Source organism: Kitasatospora sp. NPDC004615 (assembly GCF_042873545.1).
In the GTDB taxonomy this organism is placed as follows: domain Bacteria; phylum Actinomycetota; class Actinomycetes; order Streptomycetales; family Streptomycetaceae; genus Kitasatospora.
Genome location: NZ_JBIALQ010000005.1, coordinates 450,962 through 477,924 on the forward strand (window position 1 = coordinate 450,962; position 26,963 = coordinate 477,924).

Below are 26,963 nucleotides of genomic sequence, written 5' to 3' on the forward strand. Positions count from 1 at the left end.
CATCCTCCGTGCCGGGGGTCGGCTGCGCCCAACCGTACTGATCGGTTGCTGATCGCCGTCGCCCAGGCTGATCCGGTCAAGTCCCCGACCCGAAAGGGTGGTCCTTCATGACGCTCACCATTCCCGGCTTCGATCACATCCGCCTGCCCGGTGCGGACGGTGTGGAGCTGGCTGCAGCTGTCGGCGGCAGCGGCAGCCCGGTCGTGCTGTTGCACGGTTTTCCCCAGACCCACCTGATGTGGCGACACGTCGCCGAGCGGCTCGCCGACGAGCACACGGTGATCTGTCCTGACCTGCGGGGCTACGGCGCCAGCGACAAGCCGGCCGCCACCGACCCCGATGTGTACGCCAAGCGCACCATGGCCGCCGACGTCGTGTCCCTGGCGGCGGCGCTCGGCCACGAGCGTTTTGCCCTCGTCGGCCACGACCGGGGCGCCCACGTCGCCTTCCGGGCGGGGCTGGACCACCCCGAGACCATCACCCACCTGGGCATCCTCGACATCGTGCCGACGCTCGACATGTGGAACGTCCTGCATGGCGTCTCGGCGGCGGTCGGCTACCACCTCTTCCTGATGGCGCAGCCGCCGGGCCTGCCGGAGGCGATGATCGCAGGCAGCGCGGACGCGTTCTTCGGCTCGTTCCTCGACGCCTGGGCCAACGACCCGACCATCATGCCCGAGGACGTACGTGCCGAATACCTGCGCGCGAGCGCCGCGGCAGTGACGTCGATCGTCGCGGACTACCGGGCCTCGGCGGACATCGACGTCACGCACGACCAAGCGGACCTGGACGCCGGGTCGCAGCTGGCCATGCCCGTGACGGTCGTCCAGCAGGACTGGGGCGCGCACCTCGGCTACGACGCTGCCGGGGTGTGGAAGGCGTGGGCGCCGGACCTGGACCACCGGCTGACCCACTCCGGGCACTTCATGGCCGAAGAGGCACCCGACGAGATCGCAGCCGTGATCCGGGGCCTGCTGGCCCGCTGAGCCTCCTGCTCTCGACTCGTCGGCTGGGCCACGGTCGGTCGGCGAGCGCCAGGTTCTCGGCGATCAGCATTCTTTTCCTGCGCTGGGTCCCCAAGCGGTGCCGCCCGGCCTACCCGGGGTACAACGAACGGCCCAACGTCTTGGGTGCGCCGGCGGTCAGTTCTCTTCCTCGTCGTCCTCGGCCGCGGGGTCGCGGAAGGGGCGCAGGCCCTGGCCGGGGCCGCTGGCCGTGATGTTGAACAGGTAGCGGCCCAGGAAGTTGATGTGCCGGTCCTTGCGCGGGGAGAGGCGAGCTGCGTCCTCGTCCTTGATGTCGTGGCCCACGGCGCGGAGCCGGGCCACGGCGGCATCCAGGTAGCGGGTGTTCCACAGCACCACCGCACCGCGCCGAGCGCGTCCGACTCACCCAGCAGAGACAGGAACGGCCGGACGGTGTTGTAGCGCAGGGCCGGCTTCTCCCGCATGGCCGCCTCGGTCGACCCGTCGTCCTCCGGCACCAGGGCCTCCAGGGTCGCGACCGCCCCCGCGACCGCCGTACGCGGCACGGCCTCCTCGACCGCCGCCCACAACGCGCCGCTGGACCTGTTCGCGGTGCTGATGGCGAACCGGCTGATCAGCCCGGCCCGTCGGGCGTCGGACCGGGATCGTCTCGCGATGCTGCCGCAGTTGGAGAAGGCGGCCCGCATCCTGGCGAAGGCGTCGAAGATCCTGACCGAGGAGCTGGACCTGGTCAGCTCGGGCTCCGCTCAGGCGCAGCTCAGGCGCCGAGGTAGCGCAGGACGGCCAGGACGCGGCGGCTGTAGCCGGCGGTGCGGGGGAGGTCGAGTTTGTCGAACAGGGCGTTGAGGTGTTTTTCGACGGCGCTCAGGGAGAGGTGCAGGCGGGCGGCGATCGCGGTGTTGGTGTGGCCCTCGGCGAGGGCCTCCAGGACGGTGCGTTCGCGGGGGGTGAGGCGGGCCAGCGGGTCGGCGTGCTCGGTGCGGACGACCAGGCGGCGCACCACCTCGGGGTCGATCACCGTACCGCCGGAGCCGATCCGGGTGAGGGCGTCCAGGAACTCGTCCACCTCGGCGACCCGGTCCTTGAGCAGGTAGCCGACCCGTTCCGCGCCGGACGCCAACAGCTGGGCGGCGTAACCGCGTTCGATGTGCTGGGAGAGCACCAGCACGCCGACCTCGGGCCGGCTCTCGCGGATCCGCACCGCGGCCCGCACCCCTTCGTCGGTGTGCGTGGGCGGCATCCGGATGTCGACCACCACGACGTCCGGCGGGTCGGCGTCGACCGCCGCGAGCAGGGCCTCGGCGTCGCCGACGGCGGCCAGCACCTGGTGGCCCTCCTCGGCGAGCAGCCGGACCAGGCCCTCCCGCAGCAGGGTCGAATCCTCGGCGACGATCACCCGCATGGCAGCTCCGCAGTGACGACGGTGGGGCCCCCGGCGGGGCTGTGGACGTGCAGTGTCCCGTCGAGCGCGGCGACCCGGCCGCGCAGCCCGGACAGGCCGCCGCCCGCCGGGTCCGCGCCGCCCCTCCCGTCGTCCTCGACCCGGACGGTGAGCCGCGCGCCGTCCCGCCCCACGACGACCTCGACGGTGTTGGCGGCGGAGTGCTTGGCGGCATTGGTGACGCACTCGCTGACCACGAAGTACGCGGCGGTGAGCACCGGTTGGGGCAGCATCCCGGCCTCCCGGCAGTGCACCCGCAGCGGGATCGGGCAGCGTTCGGCGAGGCCGGCCAGCGCCTCGTCCAGCCCGAGGGTGTCCAGCGCGGACGGGAAGACCCGCCAGGCGACCTCGCGCAGCTCGGTCAGCACCTCGGCCGCCTCCCGATGCGCCTGGCGCAGCAGCTCGTCGGTGCGCTGCGGGTCACCGCCGCGCCGGGCCCGGCCGAGCAGCAGCCGCAACGCGACCAGCCGCTGCTGGACGCCGTCGTGCAGGTCACGTTCGATCCGGCGGCGTTCGGCGTCCACGGCGTGCAGCACCGCGGCCCGGCTGTCGGCGAGTTCGGCGATCCGGTGGCGCAGCAGCTCGGCCTCGGACGGGCCGAAACAGTCGCGGGCCAGCCGGGCGTCCAGGTCGGCGAGCGAGGCCAGGCCCTGAACGGCGAGAAACAGCAGCACACCGCCGAGCAGCACCTGCCCGAACAGATCGGCCACACTCAGCGTGCCGCGCAGCGCCCCCGCCGCGAGCAGCACCACCAGAACGGCGCCGAACCCGATCAGACCGAGCACCAGCCCCGCCACCAGCCCGACCCCGGTGCGACGGGCCAGGTAGCGCAGCAACTCGCGGTCCCCGGCGCGGTAGTGGACGGGGAAGCGGTCACCGAACCAGACGGCCCGGCGCGCCCGTTCCACGGCGGCCAGCCGGACGGCCCCGCCCTGCAACGCGGCCCGGGCCCCCGGCCCGATCCCCGGCCACGGCAGCAACGGACCCAGCAGCGCACCCGCCACCACCAGGTACAGCGCGGCCGGCGGTGCGGTCAGCACCCCCAGCAGCCCGCCGAGAGCGCGCCGCGGCCACGGCGCCGGTGCGACGCCGTCCCCCACCACCATCGATCCCTCCCCCATGGACGGGAGCCTACTGTCCACCACGATCACCCCACCCCCACGGGCCACTTGAGCCACCACCACCACCACCACCGGCCATCGGCGACACCCCGGTTGCCCGCAGCGATCGCCCCACCACCCACCGCCGGCCCCCACCCCTACCGCCCGCGGCGGGCGTCAGCGGGCGCGGCGGTGGCGGGCGTCGCGGCCGCGCAGGCGCAGGCCGAGGTAGACGGCGATCGCGATCAGGGCGAGCACCAGGACGGTCTTGGAGAAGATTCCGACGTAGCCCTCGACCACGTCCCAGCGGTCGCCGAGTACGTAGCCGGCCATGACCAGCACGCTGTTCCAGGCGAGGCTGCCGATGGCGGTGAGTGCGGTGAAGCGGGCCAGGGCCATGCGTTCGACGCCGGCGGGGACCGAGATCAGGCTGCGGAAGATCGGCACCATCCGGCCGAGCAGGACGGCTTTGGTGCCGTGGCGGGCGAACCAGGCCTCGGTGCGTTCCAGGTCGGAGGCCTTGACCAGGGGCAGCCGGGCCCAGATCGCGTGCATCCGGTCACGGCCGAAGACGGCGCCGAGCAGGTAGAGGGCGAGGGCGCCGGCCACCGAGCCGGCCGTGGTCCAGCCGAGTGCGGACAGCAGGCTGATGGTGCCGCGCCCGGCGGCGAAGCCGGTGAGCGGGAGGATCACCTCGCTGGGCAGTGGCGGGAACAGGTTCTCCAGCGCGATGGCGAGTCCGGCGCCGGGCCCGCCGAGGGTGTCGACCAGGCCGGCCGCCCAGCCGGCGACGCCGTCGGTGGGTGCCTGCTCGGTCGCCAGGGAAGCGGTCGCCAGGGAAATGAGCTGCATCGCCGGGGTTCTCCTCACGAGTGGGTGGCCCGCGGGCCGTTCGCCCGGGGTCGTCACTCATCCTGGAATCCGCAGCTCACCGGCGGTACGCGGTTTCCCACCCACTCCGATTACGGGTTTCCGCACCCCCGTCCGGAACGGTTCCAGACATGCCGCGGCCCCCTGCGGAACGAGTCCGCAGGGGGCCGAAGGGCAGAGCTGGCCCGGAAGCCGGCTTAGTAGCCCTTCCAGTAGGCGCCGTAGCCGCGGGCGGCGGCCATGTTGTCCATGGAGCCGTAGCGGGCGTCGCAGTAGCGCGAGCTGGCGATCAGGTTGTCGACGGGGTTCCGGATGTCCTTGTGGCCGGGCAGCGAGTAGGCGCGGAAGGTCGGCTCGATCATCTGGGTCAGGCCGATCGACGGGGTGCCCTTCTTGGCGTTGATGTCCCAGTTGTTGACGGCGTTCGGGTTGCCGGAGGACTCGGCGATCGCCGCGGCGTGCATCGCCTTCGCGGACGGGACGGGCTTTCCGGCGGCGGCCAGCGCGTCGCGGGCCTCGGCGATCCAGCCGTCCAGGTTGTTGGCGTAGGTCGGCTTGGCCGGCGCGGGGGCGGGCGCCGGGGCGGGGGCCGGGGCCGGGGCCGGGGCCGGAGCGGGGGCGGGGGCCGGCTCGGGAGCGGGAGCGGGGGCCGGCTCGGGCTGCGGCTGCGGCTGCGGCTGCTCGGCAGGCTGCTGCTGCGGCTGCTCGGCAGGCTGCTGCGCGGCAGGCTGCTGCGCGGCGTTCTGGCCGTCGGTGGCGACCGCAGCGGTCGCGGCGGGGGCGGGCGACGGGCTGGCGAACGCCTGGGTGGCGGGCAGCAGGGCGCCGACGGCGATGGCACCGGCCAGGCCCACGCCGAGGAAGGCGTCGGGCATGCGGTGGTGGCCCATGCGGATCTGGCGGATCTGCGGCAGTCGGCCCAGGTTGTTCTTGATGCGTCGCATTTCGGGTACCTCCGAGAGTCGTGTTCCAGGTCACGCCGCACCCGGTTTTTGCCAAGGGGGGACCTCCGCAGGACTGCGGGGGTTCCTCGGCCCGGGACGGCCGGCCCGGCGGCTCGTGCTCACCGGGGACGCTGCGCCGCATGTGTGCTGCGGTCTGCTGCGCCGTGAAGCCCCGTGAGCAGCTGAACGGCTCGGGGCACAACCACGACATTGCCTGAGCGCCCAACCCGGCCGCAAACACCGCGAAATGGGACGACCCGGGCCGGTCGACCGGCCCGCATCCCTTGCGTCCCAAGGGAATTGGCGCGTCGTCGCGGCCGGTTTTCCCAGCTGCTTATGAGCAGCCTCACAGCCGGCTCCCAGGAAGCGCCAACCCCGCCCGGCGCCACGGAATTTGGGCCGGAGCCCAGTCCTGCCAAGGGTTCCGCGCCATCGCCGACCGGCCGCCCGCCCGCTCCGGGCCGCGGGGCCCTGTGACCCCGGCCACCGCCCGTCCGCTGTGACCCGGCCCTCACCCCGACCACCCACCGCAGCCGCCCGGCCACCCGTCGCGGCGGGGCTGTGACGGGGGCCACCGGCCACCCCTGCCCGGCTGTGACGGGGGCCACCGACCGCCCTGCCGCACACCCGCACACCCGCACACCCGCACACCCGCGCCCGGCTGTGGCCCGGGCCACCCGAACCGGCCGACGGCCGCCGCCGGGCTGTGACGGGGGCCACCGCCGACCCCGCCGAACGACCGTTCGGGCACGCCTGGTTGACTGCGGCGGGAGGTCAGGTGGAAGCGTTGGTCGCGGCGTTCGCGCCGATCTGGGTGCTGACTGCGGTCGGGTGGCTGGCGGCACGGACGGGGCTGCTGGGTGCGGACGCCGAGTCGGTGCTCGGCCGGTTCGTGTTCCACGTGGCGATGCCGGCCGCGCTGTTCACGGTGGTCGCCCGCACCGATCTGGCGGGGTTCGCCAACACCTCGATGCTGGCGTTCGCCGCCGGAACGCTGGCCGCCTCGGCGCTGGCCCTGCTGGCGGGCCGCCGACTGTTCAAGCGCGGACCCGCCGAGCGGACCATGGCCGTGATGGCGGCGGGCTACGTGAACTCGGGCAACCTCGGCATCCCGGTGGCCGCGCAGGTGCTCGGCGACGCGTCCTTCGTCGCACCGGTGCTGCTGTTCCAGGTGCTGCTGGTGACGCCCGTCATGCTGGCCCTGCTGGACTCCGCGACCGGTTCCGCCGCCCGACCGGCCGAGCGGCTGCGGCGCCTGGCGCTGCTGCCGCTGCGCAACCCGGTGATCCTCGGTGCGGGGCTGGGCGCGGTGTTCTCGGCGGCCCACTGGCACCTGCCCGGGCCGCTGGCGCACTCCATGGAACTGCTGGGCGGCGCGGCCGTCCCGGCGGCGCTGGTCACCCTCGGCCTGTCCCTGCACACCCCGCCCGGCGCGGCGGCGCAGCGTCCGGACCGGGCCGAGCTGGCCGTCACGGTATTGGTGAAGACCGTCGCCCAGCCGCTGGCCGCGCTGGCGGTGGGCGCGCTGCTGCTGCACCTGCCGGGGCCGCAGCTGCTGGCGGTGGTGCTCCTGTCGGCGCTGCCGACCGCGCAGAACGTGTACGTGTACGCCCGGCTGTACGGGGCGGCGCCGGCGCTGGCACGCTCCTCCGTCCTGGTCTCCACGGTGCTGTCGATGCTCACGCTGTCGGGCATCGCCTGGGCACTGGGCGGACGTTGAGCCCTCTCGGGCGTGCTGCACCGAAGTGCGGCAGGTCACAGGCTTCGCCCCGGCCCGGCCCGCTCACGTAGAGTTCGCCGGTATCCATGGGGAGATAGAGGAAGCATCCGCAGTGACGAACGCGCAGAGCCAGCCGGGCACCGAACCGGTCGAGGACGACATCGACTACGGCAAGGGCATCGACCCCGATCGCCTTGAGCTGTGCCTGAGCGTGATCGCCGAGCTGGACGAGATCCACGTGGACCACCCGGACGCGATCCGGGTCCGGATGGCCGTCGGCGGGATCTTCCGCACGCTGAAGCAGCGCCGCCGCCAGGAGACCCGGGCCCGCAAGACCGCCAACGACCGCGCGGTGACGTCCCGGACCGCGACGGGTGCGCCGGGCCGGATCGACGACGAGACGGCGGGTGTGTTCGGTCTGAGCACCGAGACCACCAGCGAGCTGGCGGGCATCCTGGAGCGGGCCCGCTCCTGCTACATGTGCAAGCAGCGGTACACCGAGGTGGACGCGTTCTACCACCAGCTGTGCCGCAACTGCGCCGCGCTCAGCCGGCAGCGGCGGACCGCCCGCGCCGACCTGACCGGCAAGCGCGCGCTGCTGACCGGCGGCCGCGCCAAGATCGGCATGTACATCGCGCTGTGCCTGCTGCGCGACGGCGCGCACACCACCATCACCACCCGGTTCCCGAACGACGCGATCCGCCGCTTCTCGGCGATGCCGGACAGCGCCGAGTGGATCCACCGCCTGAAGGTGGTCGGCATCGACCTGCGCGACCCGGCGCAGGTGATGGCGCTGGCCGACGAGGTCGCCGCGGACGGCCCGCTGGACATCCTGATCAACAACGCCGCGCAGACCGTGCGCCGCTCCCCCGCCGCGTACCGCGAGCTGATCGCCGCCGAGTCGGCGCCGCTGCCCGCCGGCGTGCTGCCCGCCTCCACGGTCATCGGCCGGTACGGTTCGGGCGCGGTGGACGTGCCCGCGCTGCCCGGGCAGACCCGCACCGAGCAGCCCGCGGTGAGCGCCGAGGAGGTCACCTCGCTGGCGCTGGTGACGGGTTCGGCCTCGCCGGAGCGGATCGCGGCGGGCACCGCGATCGACGCCGGCGGCCTGGTGCCGGACCTGGCGGACACCAACAGCTGGGTGCAGACCGTCTCCGAGGTCGGCCCGATCGAGCTGCTGGAGGTGCAACTGTGCAACTCCACCGCCCCGTTCATCCTGATCAGCCAGCTGCGCCCGGCGATGGCCGCGTCCCCGGCCCGCCGCAAGTACGTGGTGAACGTGTCCGCGATGGAGGGCGTGTTCGACCGCGGCTACAAGGGCGCCGGCCACCCGCACACCAACATGGCGAAGGCCGCGCTGAACATGCTGACCCGCACCAGCGCGCAGGAGATGTTCGAGACCGACGGCATCCTGATGACCGCCGTGGACACCGGCTGGATCACCGACGAGCGCCCGCACCCCGACAAGATGCGCCTGCACGAGGAGGGCTTCCACGCCCCGCTCGACCTGGTGGACGGCGCGGCCCGGGTGTACGACCCGATCGTCCGCGGCGAGCTGGGCGAGGACCTGTACGGTTGCTTCCTGAAGGACTACCAGAAGGGCAAGTGGTGACGGAAGCTCAACTCCCGGTCGGTCCGCACCCGTTGCCGCTGGTCGGCGCGGGTGGCCCGCACCCGGTTCCGCCACTGGTCGGCGCGGGTGTGATCGTGCCGACCGGGGACGGCCGGGTGCTGATCGGACGGCGCACCACGGCCGGCGAGCCGCCGACCTGGAGCCTGCCGGGCGGCAAGGTCGACCACCCCGGCGAGTCCTTCGAGCAGGCCGCGGCACGGGAGTTGGCCGAGGAGACCGGCATCGTGCTGCCCGCCGAAGAGATGCGGGTGCTGGCGGTGCTGCTCGACCACGAGCTGGGCCGCACCCGGGTGACGGCGGCGGTGCTGGCCCCGCCGAGCCTGGCCGAGGCGCTGGTCACCGAGCCGCACGCGTGCGCCGGCTGGGAACGCTTCCCGGTGGACGCGCTCCCCGAGCCGATGTTCTACCCGTCCGCCCAGGTCCTGGCCGCCTGGCTGCCGAACCATCCGGCGCCCGGCGGCACTTGGCGCTACTCGATCTGACGGTCCGTCAGCTCCCGCTCACCGCGCGTAGCGTCGCGCCGCGAAACTTGCCCTACCATCCCACAACACCCGGTCCAGATGGTGCGGATGCGGATCGTCCGATTCTGCGAGCCGGCCCGCCGCGCCTCCCGGACCGCGCACCTCCGGCCCACGACCCCCTCGCCCCGCCACCGCTCGCCGCGCAACGCCGAAAGTTCGTCTGCCGCCGCACCCAACGCGACCTGCACGGACGTCCGTTCAGCGCTTTTCTCCGCGCCGCCCGGGTCGGTCACCGACCGACCGCGCCCCCACGATCTCCACGCCACGCGCACACCGCCGCCAGGTACCGGTTCGCTGACGATGCGGCAAACACTGGGGCTTACCAGGTGGTCGGCGGCGTGCGGTATGTGTATCGTCGCAATGCGCTATCAGGGACTTACCGCGGGCAGCAGCTGGGGGCGGCCATGGCAATCCAACTACCACCGGGGCTCAATGCCATCGTGGGCCTACTGGGCGTACGGTTCCCCGGTGCCAATGAAGATGAACTGAACCGGCTGGCCGACCAGTTGGAGAAGTTCGCGGGCTCTCTGGACTCCGCCCAGATGACGGCCGACAGAGCACTGACGATGCTCCACGAGGTGTATCAGGGCTCCTCGGCCGACCGGCTGGCGGAGTTGTGGAGCACCATCACCAAATACTCCAAGGTGATCGTCGAGGCCTGCCACACGATATCCAAGGTGCTGCGGGCCGCAGCCCTGGTGGTCGAGGGGGCGAAGACCGCGTCGATCGTCCAACTGGCCAGCATCCAGGCGAGCTTCGCGGCCGCGTCCTCCACCGGTCCGTGGAGCTCCGCGGCGGTCCTGCGGCTCGGCCGCGAGATCATGAAGCAGCTGCTGAACCAGGCGGTCAGCCGGCTCGCCCACACGCTGCTCCAGCCGATCGAGGACATGATCGTCAAGGCGGCGCAGCAGATCGCGCCGACCCCGTCCAACAACTCCAACGGACAGGGCTTCAGCGTCGACCTCGACCAGGTCGCCTCCTGCGCGGCCGATCTGCGCCGCGGCGCGGACGACATCGAGTCGCACGGCCTGGACTTCAAGCGCATCGTCTCGGGCCTGAAGCTGGGCGAGTCCGGCGACCCGTTCGGCCGGTTGGCCATCCAGATCGCGGAGAAGATCCTGCAGACCATCGCCGAGGACGTGCTCAAGCGCATCCTGGGCTCGTTCCGCGACACCGCGGCCAAGATGGACAAGATGGCCGGCAACCTCAGCGACAACGAGGACAGCAACCGGACCTCGCTGAACAGCATCGCCTCCCTGGTGGCGAACCCGCTCAGCCCCAACCTCGCGACCGGCACCGGGGTCAACTCGGTCGGCAGCAGCTCGCATATCGGCGGAGGCCGCGGCTCGGCCGACGCCGGACTCGCCGCGTTCGCCGCGCTGTCGCCCAAGCTCGGCCCGATCGGCGGCGGAGGCTCGCGCGGCGGCAGCAGCGGCAGCGGGCTCGACATGCTGGGCCTGAAGAGGCCGAACCTCGGCGCCGTCGGCTCCGGCAGCCACGGCGGTGGCGGCGGCGGTGGCGGCGGGGCGGGCGGCGGCTCCGGATCCGGCTCCTCGGGTTCGGGCGAGGGCATGGCGGGCGGCTTCGTCACCCGGCTCTCCACTCCCGGCGGCGCCGGCGCCAAGGGTGGCGCCCTGCGCCTGGGCACCAACCTGGACAACGGCCACGACGGCGCTTCCGGCGTCGGCGGCAGCGGCTCCGGCGGCAGCGGCGGCACCGGCACCAGCACCGCGGGCCTGTCCGGCCGTCCGCCGATGGCCGGCGGCATGATGGGCATGCCCATGGCCGGCGGCGGCTACGGCCCGGTCGGCGGCGGCAGCGGCATCCGCGGCGCCCAACGGCGCGGCGGCCAGGTCGCCGGCGACAGTGCCGGCGGCAGCGGTGCGAACGGCGAGAACCCCGCCGACGGCGTCATCGCCGACGCGAGCTCGGTCGGCGCGGGCATGCACTCCTCCCTGCAACTCGGCCGGGTCGCCCCGGCCCGCAAGGAGCCCGGCGAGGAGCGCGCCGAACGCGACGACCGCTACGACGACGACTTCGACGCGGACCTCTCCGACCTCCCGGACTTCACCGAGTTCTCCGACCCCGCCTGATCACCGCACCACCCCAAGGGCCCCGCGCCCGGGCCACCGCCCGGGCGCGGGGCCTTCGGCATGCCCCGGCAACGGACCTGACGGCCGGCCACTTCATCGCACGCCCCATTCCCCACTACTGCCCCTCGCGCCTCATCACACCCCCTGCGTTCCTCTCTTCCCTCCCCCGTGTTTCCTCTGTACCACTTCCCTTGAATTGACCGTGAACGGTAAACTTTCCCCCTTGGTGGTGTGGACCACGAACGAAGGCGGTGGCTAGGGTCGATTCCGGCCCGCACCCTCGAACCTGCGACGGGACATGTCCGTGACCGACACTCTGGCGGCAACCGATGCCGACGGCGCCCGCTACGAAGCCGACCGGCTCGACGCGACCGCCGCCTGGGTGGCCCGGCACCGTCCGCCCGGCAGTGGGGCGCTCGCCGAACTCGGCGCCCGGGACGGCGCGTTGACCGGCCGCTTACTCAGGGCTGGCTACACCGTGCACGCCGCCGAGCCCGACCCGGCACTGCGCCAGCGCCTGCTGTCGGCTTTCGGTCGCCGCACCCGCCTGCGCCTGAGCGCGGCCGATCTCGCCGCCCCGCCCCCGGTGCGCCGCCGTTTCGGTGCCGTGCTGCTGATCGAGGCCCTGCAGGCCGGCCAGGACCTGGAGTTGCTGCACGCCCTGCCCACCGACCTGCTGTTCGTCGCGCTCGCCCCGACCGCGCTGGACGTGTGTCTGCGGCCCTGGCTCTCCGCCCAGCAGGGCTGGCTGCTGGTCGAGGAGATCGATCTCGCAGCCCCGCGCGCCGCCACCCGCCGCCCGGCCCCGGGCAGTCGCGGCATCCTGCTGCGTCGGGCATGCTGACGGCATGTCGATTCCCGGAACCTACGCCGACCGCACCGCCCTCCCCCAACTTGTCGTCCGGGCGGTCGAGTTGGCCGAGCGGCTGGGCTTCACGAAGTCCTGCCGCCCGGAGCAGGGGCGGCTGCTCCGGGCGCTGGCGGCAGGCGCAGCCGGCCGGATCGGCGAGACGGGCACGGGCTGCGGTGTCGGCCTCGGCTGGCTGCTGGCGGGGCGGCGGCCGGGGGTGCGGGTGGTGAGCGTGGAGCGCGAGGCCGAACGAGTGGCGGCCGTACGGGAGTTGTTCGCCGACGTGCCCGACCTGGAGATCGTGCACGGCGACTGGACCTCCATCGCGCCGCACGGCCCGTTCGACCTGCTGGTCCTGGACGGCGGCGGCAACGGCAAGCAGTCGCCGCCCGCCGACCCGGATCTCCTGCTGACCCCGGCGGGCACCCTGGTGGTCGACGACCTGACTCCCCTCACCGCCTGGCCGCCGACCCACCAGGGCCGTCCGGACGCCGGCCGCACCGCCTGGTACGACCACCCGTCCCTGCTCACCACCGAGGTCCGGCTCGCCCCGGACCTCGCCACCCTGCTGGCCACCCGCCGCCCGTGAAGCCCGTGAGGCGTGAGGACCGTGAGGCGTGAGGACCGTGAGGCGTGAGGCCCGTGAGGCGTGAGGCCCGCCGTCAGTACCCGACCGCCTCCCGGAGCAGCAGCACGATGCCCTCGCTGAACCGGGTCGGGCTGTTGAACACCACCAGCTGGTTGACGGCGCTGGGCACCCCGTAGGCGGCCTCGGTGCGGGCGGTCTCCAGCGGGAGGGAGTGCTCCTCCAGGCGGCGCAGCGCGGTGGGCAGGTCGGGGACGATCTTCTGCGCGCCGATGATCCAGATCACCCGGGCGGCGCCGCCGGTGTAGGCGGGCAGTTGGCTTCCGCTGCCGGAGGCCACCACCAGGGAGCCGGTCTCGGTGAGCGCGGCGACGCTGCCGATGACCACGTCGGGGGTGGCGAGCAGGTGCCGGATCCCGTCGGCCTCGGTCTCCCGGTCCATGGTCAGCACGCGGGGCTTGACGGAGCGGGGGTACTGGTCGCTGTTGAGGTCGTCGTCAATGCCGGACAGCCGGAGCGTCTCGCTGGCCGTGGTGAACACGCTCGCCTTCTCCGGGACGAGTTCCCGGACGCGGGCGCGGGCGGCTTCGAGGTCCGGCAGGATCTCGACTCCGAAGCCGCGGGCGGCGAGTGCGTCGGCCGCCCGCTCCAGGCGTTCGGCGGTGGCCGGTTCGGTCCAGCGGGCCGCGGGCGCCTCGGCGGTCTCGCCGGGGGCGGATCCGGCGAGCGGGGTGGTGTCCAGGTAGCGGAGTTCGTAGACCCGCTCGGTGAATCGCCAGCCCTCCGAGGTGCGCCGGTAACTGTCGTGGTAGATGGCGTAGTTGAGGCCTTCGATGCCGTTGCGGGTGCGGGCGATCTCGTGCATGTGGGCGCGGCCGGTGGCGGTGTCGCCGTCGATGGTGATGGCGCCGGGGTGGGTGTTCTGGACGAAGAACACCCACTGTTCCTGGAGCTTCTCGCCGCCGAGCCGGATCTCCTCGGGGCCGGTGAGCTCGATCGGGATGTTGGGCATCCGCAGCACGCCGTCCGCGGTGAACAGCGCGGCGAGGCGGGCGCGGTCGCGCATCGTCACCGCGTCGGTGAACTCGGCCTGCAGCGCCTGGATCTCGACGCGGTCGGCGATCGCCTGAAACGTGGTCATCGGATTCTCCGTTCGTCTTCCTGACCAGTACGACAGAGCAGCCGCGCGAAATGTGACGCGGCGGCGCGACGTCACATTCCGACGCCCTGCGCGGTCCTACCGATGAGGGACGAGAGCCACCGAGAAGGAGACGGACGCGTGCGGAACCCCCTGGACCACCAGCCCCACAACGACCGCGACGACCTGGACGCGATCATGGGCGAGCGTCGCCGGCTGACCAATCTGGCGTACCGGCTGCTCGGTTCGCTGGCCGACGCCGAGGACGTCGTGCAGGAGACGTACGCCCGCTGGTTCGCGCAGTCCGAGCGGCAGCGGGCCGAAATCGAGTCACCGGGCGGGTGGTTGACGACGGTGGCGGGCCGGATCTGCCTCAACCTGCTGGGCTCGGCCCGGGTGCGCCGGGAGCGTTACGTGGGCGAGTGGATCCCGGAGCCGTTGCCCGCCCACCGCGAGGGGGCGGGCGGCGCGGCGGCCGACCCGGCGGACCGGATCACCCTCGACGAGTCGGTCCACATGGCGTTCCTGGTGGTGCTGGAGTCGATGACGCCGGCCGAGCGGGTCGCGTTCGTGCTGCACGACGTGTTCCAGTACCCGTTCGCCGAGGTGGCGCAGGTGCTGGGCCGATCCGCCGCGGCCTGCCGCCAGTTGGCCACCTCGGCCCGCCGCCGGATCCGCTCCTCGCCGTCGCCGACCACACCGGCCGGCGCGCAGGCGGGCATCGTGCGGAGCTTCAAACGGGCCTGGGAGAGCCAGGACGTCCGGTCGCTGATGGACCTGCTCGACCCCGACGCCACGGTGATCGCCGACGGCGGCGGCCTGGTCGGCGCCCTGCTGGAGCCGCTCACCGGCCGCGACAACATCGTCCGCGCCTACCTCAGCATCGCTCACTTCATCCCCGCCATGACGTTCCTGGAACGCACCGTGAACGGCCAGCCGGGCCTGATCGCCCAACTCGACGGCGTCACCGTCACGGTGTTCGCGTTCCGGATCGTCGACGACCGAATCACCCACATCTGGGGCATCCGCAACCCGGAGAAGCTCCGCCCGTGGACGGACGCGGACGCTCCGGCCTAGACACCGACTTGGCCTGGGTGCCGAATCGGCCTATTTGCCGGTCCGGCCGTCCAGCAGCTCCCGCACGATGTCGAGGTGCCCGTTGTGCCGGGCGGTCTCCTCGATCAGGTGTAGCAGGACCCACCGCAGGTCCATGTGCAGGCCGCCGCGCATCGGGCGGACGGCCTTCGCGTCGAGGTCGTGCTCGGCGACCAACTTCCGGAAGCGGACGGCCTGTTCCTCGTACTCCGCGAGCAGCTGCTCCAGCGGTACGTCGACGGCCGTCCGCATCTCCGGGTCGGGGTCCTCCTCGGTGGCGTCGACCAGCGGGCCGGCGTCCTCCCCGCCGAGGAAGACCACGTGGAGCCACCAGTGCTCCACCCACCGCAGGTGGCTGATCAGCCCGCACACCGTCATCAGCGGGGAGTCGGGCAGCGGCGAACGCCGCGCGTCCTCCGCGGAGATTCCCTCGCACTTGGACCGTGCGGTGGCCCGGGCGTAGTCGAGGAAGGTGGTCAGCTGCGTGCGCTCGTCCCAGGCGGGAGGCGTATCGGTTCGCTCAGTCATCGCGCGCAGTCTGCCCGACCGCTGACGATCGGTCGACGAGATTTCAGCCGACGCGGCGGGAGCGCCTCAACTCCAGTGCGCACAGCACCGTGCCGGCCAGGCCCACCAGCATGGCCACGAAGGCGCCGCCGAGCCCGTTGCCGGTGCCGAGCCCGCCGGACGCGGTGGCCGCGACCACGGCGCCGAGGGCCGTGCCGGCGATCGCCGCGCCCAAGGCAGCGGCGGCTCCACGCCGCCCGGGCCCGACGGCGGTCCTGCCCTTGCTGCGGGCCAGCGCGAGTCCGCCGGTGACGGCACCGGCCAGCGCCAGCAGCGCCGCCACGATGGCCCAGATCCGTCCGGCGCCGAAGGTGGTCACACTTGCTGCGACGGGTGCGTCGGCGGTGGCCGGTGCGGCGAGCGCGACGGCGGCGACGAGGACTGCGCAGGCCACAACGGTCAAGCGTCGTACGGACATTGGGGTGCCCCTCTCCTTCTGGCGGTGACCCCGATCCTGTCCGCGGCGCCCGCCCCGGTCGTCCGGCAGGCGCAGACAATCGGCGCTGCTGCGGGTGCCGCAGGGGCTACGGATGTACCGCGAACGCAGCAGCCGGATGATCATCCGCTCGGATGACCCGCCCGCGCGGGCCTCCCGGCTAGGGTGCCGCGCATGGGTAGCGGACGGTCCGGCCTGCGGGCCGTAGCCATGGACTGGGTGATCGCCGTCGGCGTGGCGGTGGCCCTGCTGGTCACCGGACTGTCCGAGCCACACGGCGCGACGGGCCCCGACCTGCTCGGCTTCGCGCTGCTGGCGGCCGGCGGGCTCGCGCTGGCGGCGCGCCGCCGGGCGCCGCGCACCGTCCTGGCCGTCACCGGGCTGTGCGCGGCGGGGTACCAGGCGGCCGGGTTCGACGTGCCGGCCGTCGCGTACCTGTTCGCGGTGTACGCGGCCGTGCGGGCGGGCCACCGCTGGTTCACGGTGGTGGCGAGTGTCGCCATGCTGGCCTCCCTCCCCGCCGCCGCGCTGCTCTCCGGCCTGCACGACACCGGCCAGGCGTTCGCGCAGGCCCGGGGCGCCCTGCAGATCGCCTGGCTGATCGCCGCCGGGGCCGCCGGGGAGGCGCTGCGGCAGGCCGAGTTCCGGGCGGACGCGGCCGAACGCACCCGCGAGGAGACGGCGTTGCGCCGCGCCGACGAGGAACGCCTGCGCATCGCACGGGAGTTGCACGACTCACTGACCCACCAGATCTCGGTCATCAAGGTGCAGGCCGAGGTCGCCGTCCACGTCGCCCGCCGACGCGGCGAGCAGGTGCCGGACGCCCTGCTGGCGATCCAGGAGGCCGGACGTGAGGCAGCACGCGAACTGCGCGCCACGCTCGAGGCGTTGCGCGACGACGACACCGCCCCGCCGCGCGGCCTCGAAGACGTTCCCGACCTGGTCGAGCGGGCCCGCACCTTCGGCCTGCACGCCACACTCACCGTCGAGGGCCAACTCCCGGACGTACCAGCAGCGGTGGGCCGGACCGTCTACCGGATCGTCCAGGAGTCGCTCACCAACGTCGCCCGCCACGCCGACGCCGCAACAGCCTCTGTACTGATCGATTGCCGCCCCGACACCCTGACGGTCCGCATCGACGACGACGGCACAGCCATGCCAACTACCGCCCCGACAGCGGGCGTTGGCCTGCTCGGCATGCGCGAACGGGTGACCGCCCTCGGCGGCCGCCTGCGCGCCGAACCCCGGGACGGCGGCGGCTTCACCGTGCAGGCCGAACTGCCCGTGGACCGGGCCTCGTGATCCGCGTCCTGCTGGCCGACGACCAGCCACTGATCCGCAGCGCCTTCCGCGCCCTCCTCGAACTCGAGGACGACATCGAGGTGGTGGCCGAAGCCGCGAACGGCCAACAGGCCGTGGAACTGGCCCGAACACACCTGCCCGACGTCGCACTCGTCGACATCCAAATGCCCGGCACCGACGGCATCGAGGCAACCGCCCGCATCGCCGCCGACCCCACCCTCACCGGGGTCCACGTCGTCATCCTGACCAACTACGACCTGGACGAGTACGTCTTCCACGCACTGCGCGCGGGCGCCGCCGGATTCCTCGTCAAGGACATCCTCCCCGACGACTTCCTGCACGCCGTCCGCGTCGCCTCCCGCGGCGACGCCCTGCTCGCCCCGTCGATCACTCGCCGCCTGATCGACCGCTTCGTCGCCCAACCGCCAATCGCCTTCACCAACACCGGACTTGAAGAGCTCACCGCCCGCGAACGCGAAGCCGTCACCCTGGTCGCGCAAGGCCTCTCCAACGACGAGATCGCAGCCCGCATGGTGATCAGTCCGGTCACGGCGAAGACCCACATCAACCGAGCCATGACCAAACTCCACGCCCGCGACCGCGCCCAACTCGTCGTCCTCGCCTACGAATCCGGCCTGGTCACCGCCCGCCACCCCTGACCGCCACGGCCCCCAGCCCCCCCGATCAGCACGGTCGGGCACCGACGCCCACCACCAGCACTGGCGGCTGATCCCCGTGGGCGCCCGGGCGTTTACGAGATCGCCAACCGCAGCAGCGGTCGGACCGCGCCCACCGGAACCGCCAGTGGCAGTTGCTCCCCGCGTGATGCCCGACAGCAGGTGTCAGACCGCGACGGCGGCGCTCTCGGCCACGGTCTCGGCGTCGGTCAGCGCGGCGAGGTGGCGCTCGGCGTCCAGCGCGGCGGAGGCGCCGGTGCCGGCGGCGGTGATCGCCTGGCGGTAGACACGGTCCACGACGTCGCCGGCGGCGAAGACGCCGGGGATGTTGGTGCGGGTGGAGGGGGCCTCGACCTTGAGGTAGCCCTCGGCGTCGAGGTCGAGCTGGCCCTTGAACAGGTCGGTGCGCGGGTCGTGGCCGATCGCGATGAACAGGCCGGTGACGGGGAGCTCGCGCAGATCACCGGTGTTGGTGTCCCGGAGGGTCAGACCGGTCAGCTTCGGGTCGCCGTGGATCTCCTCGACCGCGCTGTCCCAGGCGAAGGTGATCTTCGGGTCGGCGAAGGCGCGTTCCTGCATCGCCTTGGAGGCGCGCAGGCTGTTGCGGCGGTGGACCACCGTGACGCTGCGGGCGAAGCGGGACAGGAAGGTGGCTTCCTCGAGGGCGGTGTCGCCGCCGCCGACGACCGCGATGTCCTGGTCGCGGAAGAAGAAGCCGTCGCAGGTCGCGCACCAGGAGACGCCGCGGCCGGAGAGCTTGTCCTCGTTCGGCAGGCCGAGCTTGCGGTGCTGCGAGCCGGTGGTGACGATCACGGCGCGGGCGCGGTGCACGGTGCCCTCGGAGTCGGTGACGGTCTTGATGTCGCCCGTGAGGTCGACGGCGATGACGTCGTCCGGGACCAGCTCGGCGCCGAAGCGCTCGGCCTGGGCGCGCATGTTGTCCATCAGCTCGGGGCCCATGATGCCGTCGCGGAAGCCCGGGAAGTTCTCCACCTCGGTGGTGTTCATCAGCGCGCCGCCGGCCGTGACCGCGCCCTCGAACACCAGCGGCTTCAGCGAGGCACGCGCGGTGTACAGCGCAGCGGTGTATCCGGACGGGCCGGAACCGACGATGATCACGTCACGGACGTCACTGGTGTAGGTCATGGAAATCAACTCTCCGTGTTCTGGGGTGCGTTGGCGTCGATATCAGCGATCAGCCCCTCAATCAGGGTGCGGATCGCGTCGCGGATCGGGCGGACGGCCTCGACGCCCTGCCCGGCCGGGTCGTCGAGCTTCCAGTCGAGGTACTGCTTGCCGGGGAAGTAGGGGCAGGCGTCGCCGCAGCCCATGGTGATCACGTAGTCGGACGCCTGGACGGCCTCGGTGGTGAGGATCTTCGGCCGCTGGTCGGAGATGTCGATGCCGACCTCGGCCATCGCCGCGACGGCGGCGGGGTTGACCTCGCGACCGGGGGCGGAGCCGGCGGAACGGACCTCGACGCGGTCACCGGCAAGGTGGGTGAGGAACCCGGCGGCCATCTGGGAGCGGCCGGCGTTGTGCACGCAGACGAACAGCACGGAGGCGAGCGGCGCGGCGGTCATGGGTGGGCGGTTCCTTCGTTCGATCGGAAGTCGCGGGCCGGAGCAGGCCCTTCGAACAACGGCGTCCGGGCCGATACGCGGCAACGAGGGCAGGATCACACAACAGCTCAGCTGCCACTGATATCAGCCAGGACTGATGCGATAGTATCAGCACATGGTGATGTCAGTCGAGAGTGATGTGAACGGCACAGTGGACCTGCTGAAGGCCCTGGCCGACCCCCTCCGCATGCGGATCCTGACGCTGCTCGCGCACGAGGCGCTCTGCACCAGCCACCTCGTCGAGGAGACCGGCGCCAAGCAGACCAACCTGTCCAACCACCTGAAGATCCTTCGGGAGGCCGGCCTGGTCGACACCGAGCCCTGCGGCCGCTTCACCTACTACAAGCTCCGCCCCGACGCCCTGGAGGCCCTCACCGGCCTGCTCGGCGGTCTCGCCGCCACCGCCCGCGCCACCGCGAGCGCCGACACCAAGAGGTCCTGCCCGTGACCCCGACCAGAACCACCGCTCCCCCGGATCACCCCGAGGCCGGACCGGTCGGCAAGCTCTCCTTCCTGGACCGCTACCTCGCGGTGTGGATCCTGCTCGCCATGGGCCTCGGCCTGGGTCTGGGCCGGACGATCCCCGGCCTGAACGACGCGCTGAGCAAGGTCGAGGTCGGCGGCATCTCGCTGCCGATCGGCCTCGGGCTGCTGGTCATGATGTATCCGGTCCTCGCGAAGGTCCGCTACGACCGCCTGCACACCGTGACCGGCGACCGGAAGCTGATGGTCTCCTCGCTGGTGATCAACTGGCTGGTCGGCCCGGCCGTGATGTTCGCCCTGGCCTGGATCTTCCTGCCGGACCTGCCCGAGTACCGCACCGGTCTGATCATCGTCGGCCTGGCCCGCTGCATCGCCATGGTGATCATCTGGAACGACCTGTCCTGCGGCGACCGCGAGGCCGCCGCCGTCCTGGTCGCGCTGAACAGCGTCTTCCAGGTCGTGATGTTCGGCGTGCTGGGCTGGTTCTACCTCGACGTGCTGCCGGGCTGGCTCGGCCTGTCCCAGGACAACCTGCACTTCTCCGTCGCGAAGATCGTCGTCAACGTCCTGGTCTTCCTCGGCATCCCGCTGGTCGCCGGCTTCCTCACCCGCCGCCTCGGCGAGCAGAAGCTGGGCCGCGAGCGCTACGAGCAGAACTTCCTGCCGAAGATCGGCCCCTGGGCGCTGTACGGGCTGCTGTTCACGATCGTGATCCTGTTCGCCCTCCAGGGGAAGACCATCACCTCCCAGCCGCTCGACGTCGCCCGGATCGCCCTGCCGCTGCTCGCCTACTTCGCGATCATGTGGTTCGGCTCGTTCGCGCTCGGCAAGGGCCTCGGCCTGGCCTACGACCGCACCGCGACGCTGGCGTTCACGGCGGCGGGCAACAACTTCGAACTCGCCATCGCCGTCGCCATCGCCACCTTCGGCGTCACCTCCGGCCAGGCCCTCTCCGGCGTGGTCGGCCCGCTCATCGAGGTCCCCGTCCTGATCGCCCTGGTGTATGTCTCCCTCGCCTGGCGCAAGAAGTTCGCCGTCAGGACCACCACTTCTGTGGAATCGTCGCGCTGAAGCCCCGCAGGTCGCCCGCACCCCCTTTCCGGCGCGGGCGACCCGCCCCGCCGCACCCCTGGAGCAACAGCGATGACCTTCCCCGACCGCCACACCCAGGTCCTGGTGGTCGGTGGCGGCCAGGCCGGTCTCGCGGCCGGGTACTACCTGCGCCGCGCCGGACTCGACTTCGCGATCCTCGACGCCGCCCGGAGCCCCGGCGGCGCCTGGCAGCACTACTGGGAGAGCCTGCGCCTGTTCTCCCCCGCCGCCTTCTCTTCCCTGCCCGGCCGCCCGATGCCCCACCAGCCGGGGCACGAGTACCCGGACGCCGCCCACGTGGTGCGCTACCTCGCCGAGTACGAGGAGCGCTACGAACTGCCCGTGCACCGCCCGGTCGACGTGACCAGCGTCGAGAGCGCCCCCGACGGGCTCATCGCCCTTACCAGCCACGGGACTTGGCGAGCGGACGCGGTGATCTTCGCCACCGGCTCCTGGCAGCGCCCATTCACCCCGTACGTCCCCGGCCAACGCGACTTCGCCGGACACCAACTCCACACCCACCACTACCGCACTGCCGCCGGGTTCGCCGGGCATCACGTGGTGGTCGTCGGCGGCGGCAACTCCGGCGCCCAGATCGCCGCCGACCTCGCCGACGTGGCCACCGTCCGCTGGGCCACCCGCCGCCCGCCGCACTTCCTGCCCGACGCCATCGACGGCCGGGCCCTGTTCGAACTCGCCACCCGCCGCGTCAACGCCGCCGCGCGCGGCGAACATCACGGCGGCGTCGCCTCGCTCGGCAACATCGTCGCCACCGAACCCGTCCGCCGAGCCCGGGACAGCGGGCTGCTCGCCGCCCACCCAATGTTCGAACGACTCACCCCGACCGGCCCGGTCTGGGCCGACGGCAGCACCTTCAACTGCGACACGATCATCTGGTGCACGGGCTTCCGCCCCGACCTCGCCGCCACCCGCCCGCTCGACCTCGGCCGCGTCAACGGGCACATCCCCACCGACGGCACCCGCGCCCTCGCCGACCCCCGCATCCACCTGCTCGGCTACGGCGACTGGACCGGCCCGGCCTCCGCCACCCTGATCGGCGTCGGCCGCACCGCGCGCAGCGCCGTCCAGGAGATCAAGACGCTGCTGGGCTGACGACCCGCACAATCCGACATCGGCTCAGGACGTGAGCGGAGCGCTCGACCCACCCGCGTACGCGCACCGGTCCGAGACCGCGCCCGCCGCCACCCGGCCCAGCACCGCGCCCGACGCGACGACCGCGACGACCGCGACGACCGCGACGACCGCGACGACCCGATGGGACGCGAGCCCGGCCCGGCCGAACTCCTCCCAGCCCGAGGCGTACGTCTCGGCGTCGGCCGCACCGCCTGCCCCGCCCGCACCGCCGTCCAGCAGATCGACGCGCTGTTGAAGGAGCGGTCAGCAGGTGGCGGCGAGCAGCCCGGCCATGGCGGCCAGCACGCCGGGCGCGACGCGGTAGTACACCCACGTGCCGCGCCGCTCGGAGGTCAGCAGGCCGGCCTCGCGGAGCTTCTTCAAGTGGTGGGAGACGGTCGGCTGGGACACGCCCACGTCCTGGATGTCGCACACGCACGCCTCGCCGCCCTCGTGCGAGGCGACCCGGGAGAACAGCCGCAGCCGCACCGGGTCGGACAGCGCCTTGAACATCGCGGCCATCCGCTCCGCGTCCGCCTCCGACAGCGCGGCCGACGTGACCGGCGGGCAGCAGGGCACGGCCGACGCGTCAACGATCGGCAGCTCCACGGAAATCAAGTTCGACATATGTCTATGTTGACACCCGTCGAATCAGTGGGCAAGCTCGACTGTATCGACGAGCGTGGAATCAGCGCTCATCCCTCACGCGACCGCACCACCCGGAGAACCGAGATGAGCGAGCACCCTCCCGTCCCCCAGCTCCCCGTAGCCGTCATCGGCGCCGGACCGGTCGGCCTGGCCGCCGCCGCCCACCTGATCGAGCGCGGCATCGAACCCGTCATCCTGGAGGCCGGACCCAACGCCGCCACCGCGGTGCGCGAGTGGTCGCACGTGCGACTGTTCTCGCAGTGGGCCGAGGTCGTCGACCCCGCCGCCGAGAAGCTCCTCGCCCCCACCGGCTGGGTCCACCCCAACGCCGACGCCTACCCGATGGGCGGCGACTGGGTCGCCAAGTACTTGCAGCCGCTCGCAGACGTCCTCGGCGACCGCGTCCGCTACAACGCCCGCGTCACCGGCGTCGCACGAGCCGGACGGAACCGCATCGTCGACGCCGACCGCGCGGCACAGCCGTTCACCGTCCACCTCCGGCACGCCGACGGCTCCGAGGAACGCATCCTGGCCCGCGCCGTCATCGACGCCTCCGGCACCTGGTCCACCCCCGGCCCGGCCGGCGGCAACGGCCTGCCCGCCCTCGGCGAGCGCGCCGCGAGCGCGAAGATCTCGTACTACGTCCCGGACTTCACCGACCCCGCCACCCGCAAGCGGTACGCCGGCAAGCGCACCGCCGTCGTCGGCGCGGGCGCGTCCGCGTTCACCGCACTCGCCATGCTCGCCGACCTCGCCAAGGACGCCCCCGGCACCCACGCCGAGTGGATCCTGCGCCGGGGCATCTCCGGCTCCACCTACGGCGGCGGCACCGCCGACCAGTTGCCCGAGCGCGGCGCGCTCGGCCTGCGCGCCAAGAAGGCCGTCGAGGACGGGTACGCGAGCGCGCTGACCGGCTTCCGCACGGCGGGCATCGAGAGCGAGGGCGAGCAGCTCGTCCTGGTCGACGAGGACGGCCGCCGCAGCCGGCCCGTCGACGAAATCATCGTGCTGACCGGTTTCCGCCCCGACCTCTCCTTCCTCGACGAACTGCGCCTCAACCTCGACGAACGCCTCCAGGCCCCCGTCTTCCTCGCCGAGCTGATCGACCCCAACCAGCACTCCTGCGGCACCGTCTACCCGCACGGCGCACGCGAGTTGGCGCACCCCGAGCAGGACCTCTACCTGGTCGGCATGAAGTCCTACGGCCGCGCGCCGACGTTCCTCTCCCGCACCGGCTACGAGCAGGTCCGCTCCATCTCCGCCCTCCTCGCCGGTGACACGGAGGCCGCCGCCCGCGTCGAACTCACCCTCCCCGAGACCGGAGTCTGCGGCGGCGCCGGCCTCTTCGACGACCCCGACGCCACCCAGGGCGCAGGCGGCTGCTGCTCCACCCCCGCCGCCGAGCCCGAGACCGTCACCGCCCAGCCCGAAAGCGGCTGTTGCCCCACCCCCGCCGACTCCGAGCCCGCCACCACCCACGCCGACGCCGGTGGCTGCTGCTCCACGACGGCCGAGCCCGAGCTCCTCACCCTCGGCAGCAAGCCGAAGCCGATCCCCCTCGGAGCCCAGGAGCCCACCACCTCCACCAACTCCTGCTCCCCTAGCGGCAGTTGCTGCTGACCGTGGCGAACACCACCCACACCACCACGCACGGGGCAGCGACCGGAACGCCCCTCCGGTCGCGGCCGCGCGCCGCGCTGCCCGCCCTGTGCATCACCCAGATCACCGGCTGGGGCATCCTCTACTACGCCTTTCCCGTCCTGCTCTCGCACATCACCCGCTCCACCGGCTGGTCCACCCAGGCCACCACCGCCGCGTTCTCGGCCGCCCTGCTCACCTCCGCCCTCGCGGGCATCCCCGTCGGCCGGCTCCTCGACCGCCGCGGCCCACGCACCGTGATGACCGCGGGCTCCGTACTCGGCGCCGCCGCCCTGGCCGGGGTCGCCCTGGCGCCGAACCTGCCGGTCTTCTTCCTCGCCTGGTTCGCCGTCGGCACCGCGATGGCCGCCACCTTCTACCAGCCCGCGTTCGCCGCCCTGACCCGCTGGTACGGCCCGGACCGGGTGCGCGCGTTGACCACCGTGACGCTCGCGGGAGGTCTCGCCTCCACCGCCTTCGCGCCCCTCACCGCCGCCCTGGCCGGCCACCTGTCCTGGCGTTCCACCTACCTGACGCTCGCCCTGCTGCTGGCCGCCGTCACCGTCCCGCTGCACGCACTCGGGCTGCGCCACCCCTGGCCACCACCTCCCGAGACGTCCGCAACTCCCGTCCAGGGCAGGGCGGTCGAGCGCGACCCCGCCTTCTGGCGGCTCTCCGCGGCCTTCGCCTTCTCCGCCCTCGCCATGTTCACCGTGATCTTCGGCCTCGTCCCGCTGCTGACCGCACGCGGCGCCGGCCCCACCCTCGCCGCCTGGGCGCTCGGCCTCGGCGGCCTCGGCCAGACCCTGGGCCGCACCCTGTACGCCCCGCTCGCCAGCCGCATACCCGTCCGGGCCCGCACCGCCGTCCTGATCGCCGCCGGCGGCGCCACCACCCTCGCTCTCGCCGCAACTCCCGGACCGGCAGCCCTACTTGTCGCGCTGGCCGTCCTCGGCGGCACCGTCCGCGGCAACCTGACCCTCCTCCAGGCCACCGCCGTCGCCGACCGCTGGGGGACCGCCGCCTACGGCCGCCTCAGCGCCCTGCTCGTCGCCCCCGCCACCGTCGCCGGCGCCCTCGCCCCGTGGGTCGGCTCCGCCCTCGCCGGACCGGTCGGCGGCTACCCCCACCTGTTCCTGCTGCTGACCGCGGTCTCCGCCCTCGCCACCCTCCTGGCGCTCGCCTGACCGTCAACGCGCGCCACCCGGTAGCGATCTCGCCGGCCCGACCCCCTGTAACTTCCTGAAATCAGGCGAAGGAACCACGATGAGCACCGCCCAGGAGAACTCCGAACCTCCACCGGCGACGGCGTTCACCTGACCGCCCAGGGCGAGGACGGGACGTACGCGGCAGGCGAGCCGACCGTCAAGGCGACCACCGCCGGCGGACCGGTCGACCTGGTCGGCTTCGGCGGCCTCGGGGTGTACGTGACGCGCAACCTGTTCCGCCACTTCCGCACCCGTCAGGGCCTGTCCGGTGGGCAGCGCCGCCGCCCACCGGTAGCCACCGCCGGCGTCACACGAGTTGCGCGACCCCGCCGTAGCAGCCCGCCTGCGCGTCCGTGACGGCCGCGTCCCCGGCGCCGTCGGGGCGCCACCGGGGGCTGGCGACGACGCCCGGCGTGAGCAGCCGCCAGTCCTGGAACAGCCCGACGATCTCCGCCTGGGTGCGGGCCTGAAGGTCGGTGCCGGAGTTGCGGTAGACGTTCTCCATCCGGGCGGTGGCCTCGGGGTCGAAGTCCGCGGTGAAGTGGCTGATGACCAGGTAACTCCCCCGTGCGAGACGCGAGATGAACGACTCGACCACATCGGTGGCATTCTCGCCCGGCCGGTCCGCGACGAAGTGCAGCAGCGCGACCATGCTGAGCGCGACGGGGCGCTCCAGGTCCAGCGTGTCGGCGGCGGCGTCGAGTATCGCCCCGGCGTCCCGGACGTCGCCCTGAACGTACGCGGTGCGCCCCTCGGGGGTGCCCTCCAGCAGCGCCTCGGCATGCGTCAGGACGATCGGGTCGTTGTCCGCGTAGACCACCCGGGCCGCGGCGTTGACGCCCTGGGCGACCTCGTGCAGGTTGGGCGAGGTCGGGATGCCGGTGCCGATGTCCAGGAACTGGTCGATGCCGAGTTCGGCGATGGTCCTGGTGGCGCGCCGCATGAACGCCCGGTTGGCGCCCGCGGCGAGCCGGGCGTTGGGGAAGGCGTCGAGCGCCCGGCCGGCGGCCTCCCGGTCGGCGGGGAAGTTGGTCACACCGCCGAGGTAGTAGTCGTACATTCGGGCCGAATGGGCCTGGTGGATGTTCAGATTGATGCCGATCTGCGGCGTCTGGTGAGCGGTTTCGTCAGCCATCGCGCGTCCCCCCTGGTCGCTGAGTCTTCGTCAGCGCTCGGGTG

At 72.7% G+C, this 26,963-nt stretch carries 26 protein-coding genes and 2 pseudogenes; 15 read left to right on the forward strand and 13 right to left on the reverse strand.

Annotation, left to right across the window (positions count from 1 at the left end; genetic code table 11):
• Nucleotides 1–107: 107 nt before the first annotated feature.
• Entirely contained in the window at nucleotides 108–986 is an 879-nt protein-coding gene (locus ACFYS8_RS19975; RefSeq protein ID WP_387642833.1) for an alpha/beta fold hydrolase, read from the forward strand.
• A gap of 156 nt (nucleotides 987–1,142) precedes the next feature.
• On the opposite strand, the pseudogene ACFYS8_RS19980 reads toward ACFYS8_RS19975, so the two are convergent.
• The 6 genes and pseudogenes from ACFYS8_RS19980 to ACFYS8_RS20005 form a co-directional block, all read right to left on the reverse strand.
• A pseudogene (locus ACFYS8_RS19980) lies at nucleotides 1,143–1,367 on the reverse strand (Tn3 family transposase); the annotation flags it as partial.
• Nucleotides 1,368–1,369: 2 nt separating this feature from the next.
• Nucleotides 1,370–1,561, reverse strand: a pseudogene (locus ACFYS8_RS19985) (hypothetical protein); the annotation flags it as partial.
• A gap of 182 nt (nucleotides 1,562–1,743) precedes the next feature.
• Nucleotides 1,744–2,388 carry a response regulator gene (locus ACFYS8_RS19990; RefSeq protein WP_387642834.1) on the reverse strand — a complete coding sequence of 215 codons (645 nt, stop codon included), beginning with the start codon at nucleotides 2,386–2,388 and terminating at the stop codon, nucleotides 1,744–1,746.
• Entirely contained in the window at nucleotides 2,379–3,548 is a 1,170-nt protein-coding gene (locus ACFYS8_RS19995) for a sensor histidine kinase (protein ID WP_387642835.1), read from the reverse strand. The genes ACFYS8_RS19990 and ACFYS8_RS19995 overlap by 10 nt, the downstream gene beginning before the upstream one ends.
• Before the next feature lie 156 nt (nucleotides 3,549–3,704).
• Nucleotides 3,705–4,379: a DedA family protein gene (locus ACFYS8_RS20000; protein ID WP_387642836.1), complete on the reverse strand. Its 675-nt coding sequence runs from the start codon at nucleotides 4,377–4,379 to the stop codon at nucleotides 3,705–3,707.
• Between the two features lie 215 nt (nucleotides 4,380–4,594).
• Nucleotides 4,595–5,341 carry a transglycosylase SLT domain-containing protein gene (locus ACFYS8_RS20005; RefSeq protein ID WP_387642837.1) on the reverse strand — a complete coding sequence of 249 codons (747 nt, stop codon included), beginning with the start codon at nucleotides 5,339–5,341 and terminating at the stop codon, nucleotides 4,595–4,597.
• A gap of 778 nt (nucleotides 5,342–6,119) precedes the next feature.
• Between ACFYS8_RS20005 and ACFYS8_RS20010 the strand changes: the two genes are divergently transcribed.
• The 6 genes from ACFYS8_RS20010 to ACFYS8_RS20035 all read left to right on the forward strand — a co-directional run bounded on the left by ACFYS8_RS20010 (nucleotide 6,120) and on the right by ACFYS8_RS20035 (nucleotide 12,747).
• Nucleotides 6,120–7,061, forward strand: coding sequence for an AEC family transporter (locus ACFYS8_RS20010; protein ID WP_387642838.1), 942 nt, complete (start codon nucleotides 6,120–6,122; stop codon nucleotides 7,059–7,061).
• 112 nt (nucleotides 7,062–7,173) lie between these two features.
• On the forward strand, nucleotides 7,174–8,673 hold the full coding sequence (locus ACFYS8_RS20015; RefSeq protein WP_387642839.1) for an SDR family NAD(P)-dependent oxidoreductase: 1,500 nt from the start codon (nucleotides 7,174–7,176) through the stop codon (nucleotides 8,671–8,673).
• Nucleotides 8,670–9,176, forward strand: coding sequence for an NUDIX hydrolase (locus ACFYS8_RS20020; protein ID WP_387642840.1), 507 nt, complete (start codon nucleotides 8,670–8,672; stop codon nucleotides 9,174–9,176). The genes ACFYS8_RS20015 and ACFYS8_RS20020 overlap by 4 nt, the downstream gene beginning before the upstream one ends.
• 581 nt (nucleotides 9,177–9,757) lie before the next feature.
• Nucleotides 9,758–11,308, forward strand: a complete 1,551-nt coding sequence (locus tag ACFYS8_RS20025) for a hypothetical protein (protein WP_387642841.1) — start codon at nucleotides 9,758–9,760, stop codon at nucleotides 11,306–11,308.
• Nucleotides 11,309–11,612: 304 nt separating this feature from the next.
• The gene (locus ACFYS8_RS20030) at nucleotides 11,613–12,152 is read left to right on the forward strand and encodes a hypothetical protein (protein ID WP_387642842.1); all 540 of its coding nucleotides are present in this window, start codon (nucleotides 11,613–11,615) and stop codon (nucleotides 12,150–12,152) included.
• 4 nt (nucleotides 12,153–12,156) lie between these two features.
• Nucleotides 12,157–12,747: an O-methyltransferase gene (locus ACFYS8_RS20035; RefSeq protein WP_387642843.1), complete on the forward strand. Its 591-nt coding sequence runs from the start codon at nucleotides 12,157–12,159 to the stop codon at nucleotides 12,745–12,747.
• A 73-nt stretch (nucleotides 12,748–12,820) separates the two neighbouring features.
• Here the strand turns inward: ACFYS8_RS20035 and ACFYS8_RS20040 are convergent, their stop codons facing one another.
• Nucleotides 12,821–13,885, reverse strand: coding sequence for an LUD domain-containing protein (locus ACFYS8_RS20040; RefSeq protein ID WP_387642844.1), 1,065 nt, complete (start codon nucleotides 13,883–13,885; stop codon nucleotides 12,821–12,823).
• 195 nt (nucleotides 13,886–14,080) lie between these two features.
• Here ACFYS8_RS20040 and sigJ point away from each other — a divergent pair, with 195 nt between their 5' ends.
• Complete coding sequence (sigJ, locus tag ACFYS8_RS20045) at nucleotides 14,081–14,959, forward strand: RNA polymerase sigma factor SigJ (RefSeq protein WP_387643034.1); 879 nt, start codon at nucleotides 14,081–14,083, stop codon at nucleotides 14,957–14,959.
• A 30-nt stretch (nucleotides 14,960–14,989) separates the two neighbouring features.
• Here the strand turns inward: sigJ and ACFYS8_RS20050 are convergent, their stop codons facing one another.
• Complete coding sequence (locus tag ACFYS8_RS20050) at nucleotides 14,990–15,505, reverse strand: DinB family protein (protein ID WP_387642845.1); 516 nt, start codon at nucleotides 15,503–15,505, stop codon at nucleotides 14,990–14,992.
• 43 nt (nucleotides 15,506–15,548) lie between these two features.
• Nucleotides 15,549–15,962 carry a DUF6223 family protein gene (locus tag ACFYS8_RS20055; protein ID WP_387642846.1) on the reverse strand — a complete coding sequence of 138 codons (414 nt, stop codon included), beginning with the start codon at nucleotides 15,960–15,962 and terminating at the stop codon, nucleotides 15,549–15,551.
• 192 nt (nucleotides 15,963–16,154) lie between these two features.
• Here ACFYS8_RS20055 and ACFYS8_RS20060 point away from each other — a divergent pair, with 192 nt between their 5' ends.
• Together ACFYS8_RS20060 and ACFYS8_RS20065 are read left to right on the forward strand one after the other, a co-directional pair.
• Complete coding sequence (locus ACFYS8_RS20060) at nucleotides 16,155–17,282, forward strand: sensor histidine kinase (RefSeq protein ID WP_387642847.1); 1,128 nt, start codon at nucleotides 16,155–16,157, stop codon at nucleotides 17,280–17,282.
• Nucleotides 17,279–17,941: a response regulator gene (locus ACFYS8_RS20065; RefSeq protein WP_387642848.1), complete on the forward strand. Its 663-nt coding sequence runs from the start codon at nucleotides 17,279–17,281 to the stop codon at nucleotides 17,939–17,941. Before ACFYS8_RS20060 ends, ACFYS8_RS20065 begins: the two co-directional genes overlap by 4 nt.
• A 183-nt stretch (nucleotides 17,942–18,124) precedes the next feature.
• Here ACFYS8_RS20065 and trxB read toward each other — a convergent pair whose 3' ends face one another.
• Together trxB and ACFYS8_RS20075 are read right to left on the reverse strand one after the other, a co-directional pair.
• On the reverse strand, nucleotides 18,125–19,105 hold the full coding sequence (gene trxB, locus ACFYS8_RS20070) for a thioredoxin-disulfide reductase (RefSeq protein WP_387642849.1): 981 nt from the start codon (nucleotides 19,103–19,105) through the stop codon (nucleotides 18,125–18,127).
• A gap of 5 nt (nucleotides 19,106–19,110) precedes the next feature.
• Nucleotides 19,111–19,542, reverse strand: a complete 432-nt coding sequence (locus tag ACFYS8_RS20075) for an arsenate reductase ArsC (protein WP_387642850.1) — start codon at nucleotides 19,540–19,542, stop codon at nucleotides 19,111–19,113.
• Nucleotides 19,543–19,696: 154 nt separating this feature from the next.
• Between ACFYS8_RS20075 and ACFYS8_RS20080 the strand changes: the two genes are divergently transcribed.
• From ACFYS8_RS20080 to ACFYS8_RS20090, 3 genes are all read left to right on the forward strand, one after another.
• A complete protein-coding gene (locus ACFYS8_RS20080; RefSeq protein ID WP_387642851.1) occupies nucleotides 19,697–20,029 on the forward strand; it encodes an ArsR/SmtB family transcription factor in 333 nt (110 codons plus the stop codon).
• Entirely contained in the window at nucleotides 20,020–21,135 is a 1,116-nt protein-coding gene (gene arsB / locus ACFYS8_RS20085; protein WP_387643035.1) for an ACR3 family arsenite efflux transporter, read from the forward strand. Before ACFYS8_RS20080 ends, arsB begins: the two co-directional genes overlap by 10 nt.
• A 72-nt stretch (nucleotides 21,136–21,207) precedes the next feature.
• Nucleotides 21,208–22,269, forward strand: a complete 1,062-nt coding sequence (locus tag ACFYS8_RS20090) for an ArsO family NAD(P)H-dependent flavin-containing monooxygenase (RefSeq protein WP_387642852.1) — start codon at nucleotides 21,208–21,210, stop codon at nucleotides 22,267–22,269.
• A 285-nt stretch (nucleotides 22,270–22,554) separates the two neighbouring features.
• Here ACFYS8_RS20090 and ACFYS8_RS20095 read toward each other — a convergent pair whose 3' ends face one another.
• A complete protein-coding gene (locus tag ACFYS8_RS20095; protein ID WP_387642853.1) occupies nucleotides 22,555–22,917 on the reverse strand; it encodes an ArsR/SmtB family transcription factor in 363 nt (120 codons plus the stop codon).
• Between the two features lie 105 nt (nucleotides 22,918–23,022).
• Between ACFYS8_RS20095 and ACFYS8_RS20100 the strand changes: the two genes are divergently transcribed.
• A complete protein-coding gene (locus ACFYS8_RS20100) occupies nucleotides 23,023–24,558 on the forward strand; it encodes an NAD(P)-binding domain-containing protein (protein WP_387642854.1) in 1,536 nt (511 codons plus the stop codon).
• Nucleotides 24,559–24,560: 2 nt separating this feature from the next.
• Nucleotides 24,561–25,763, forward strand: coding sequence for an MFS transporter (locus tag ACFYS8_RS20105; protein ID WP_387642855.1), 1,203 nt, complete (start codon nucleotides 24,561–24,563; stop codon nucleotides 25,761–25,763).
• 328 nt (nucleotides 25,764–26,091) lie between these two features.
• On the opposite strand, the gene ACFYS8_RS20110 is transcribed toward ACFYS8_RS20105, so the two are convergent.
• Nucleotides 26,092–26,919 carry an SAM-dependent methyltransferase gene (locus tag ACFYS8_RS20110; protein WP_387642856.1) on the reverse strand — a complete coding sequence of 276 codons (828 nt, stop codon included), beginning with the start codon at nucleotides 26,917–26,919 and terminating at the stop codon, nucleotides 26,092–26,094.
• Nucleotides 26,920–26,963: the final 44 nt, after the last annotated feature.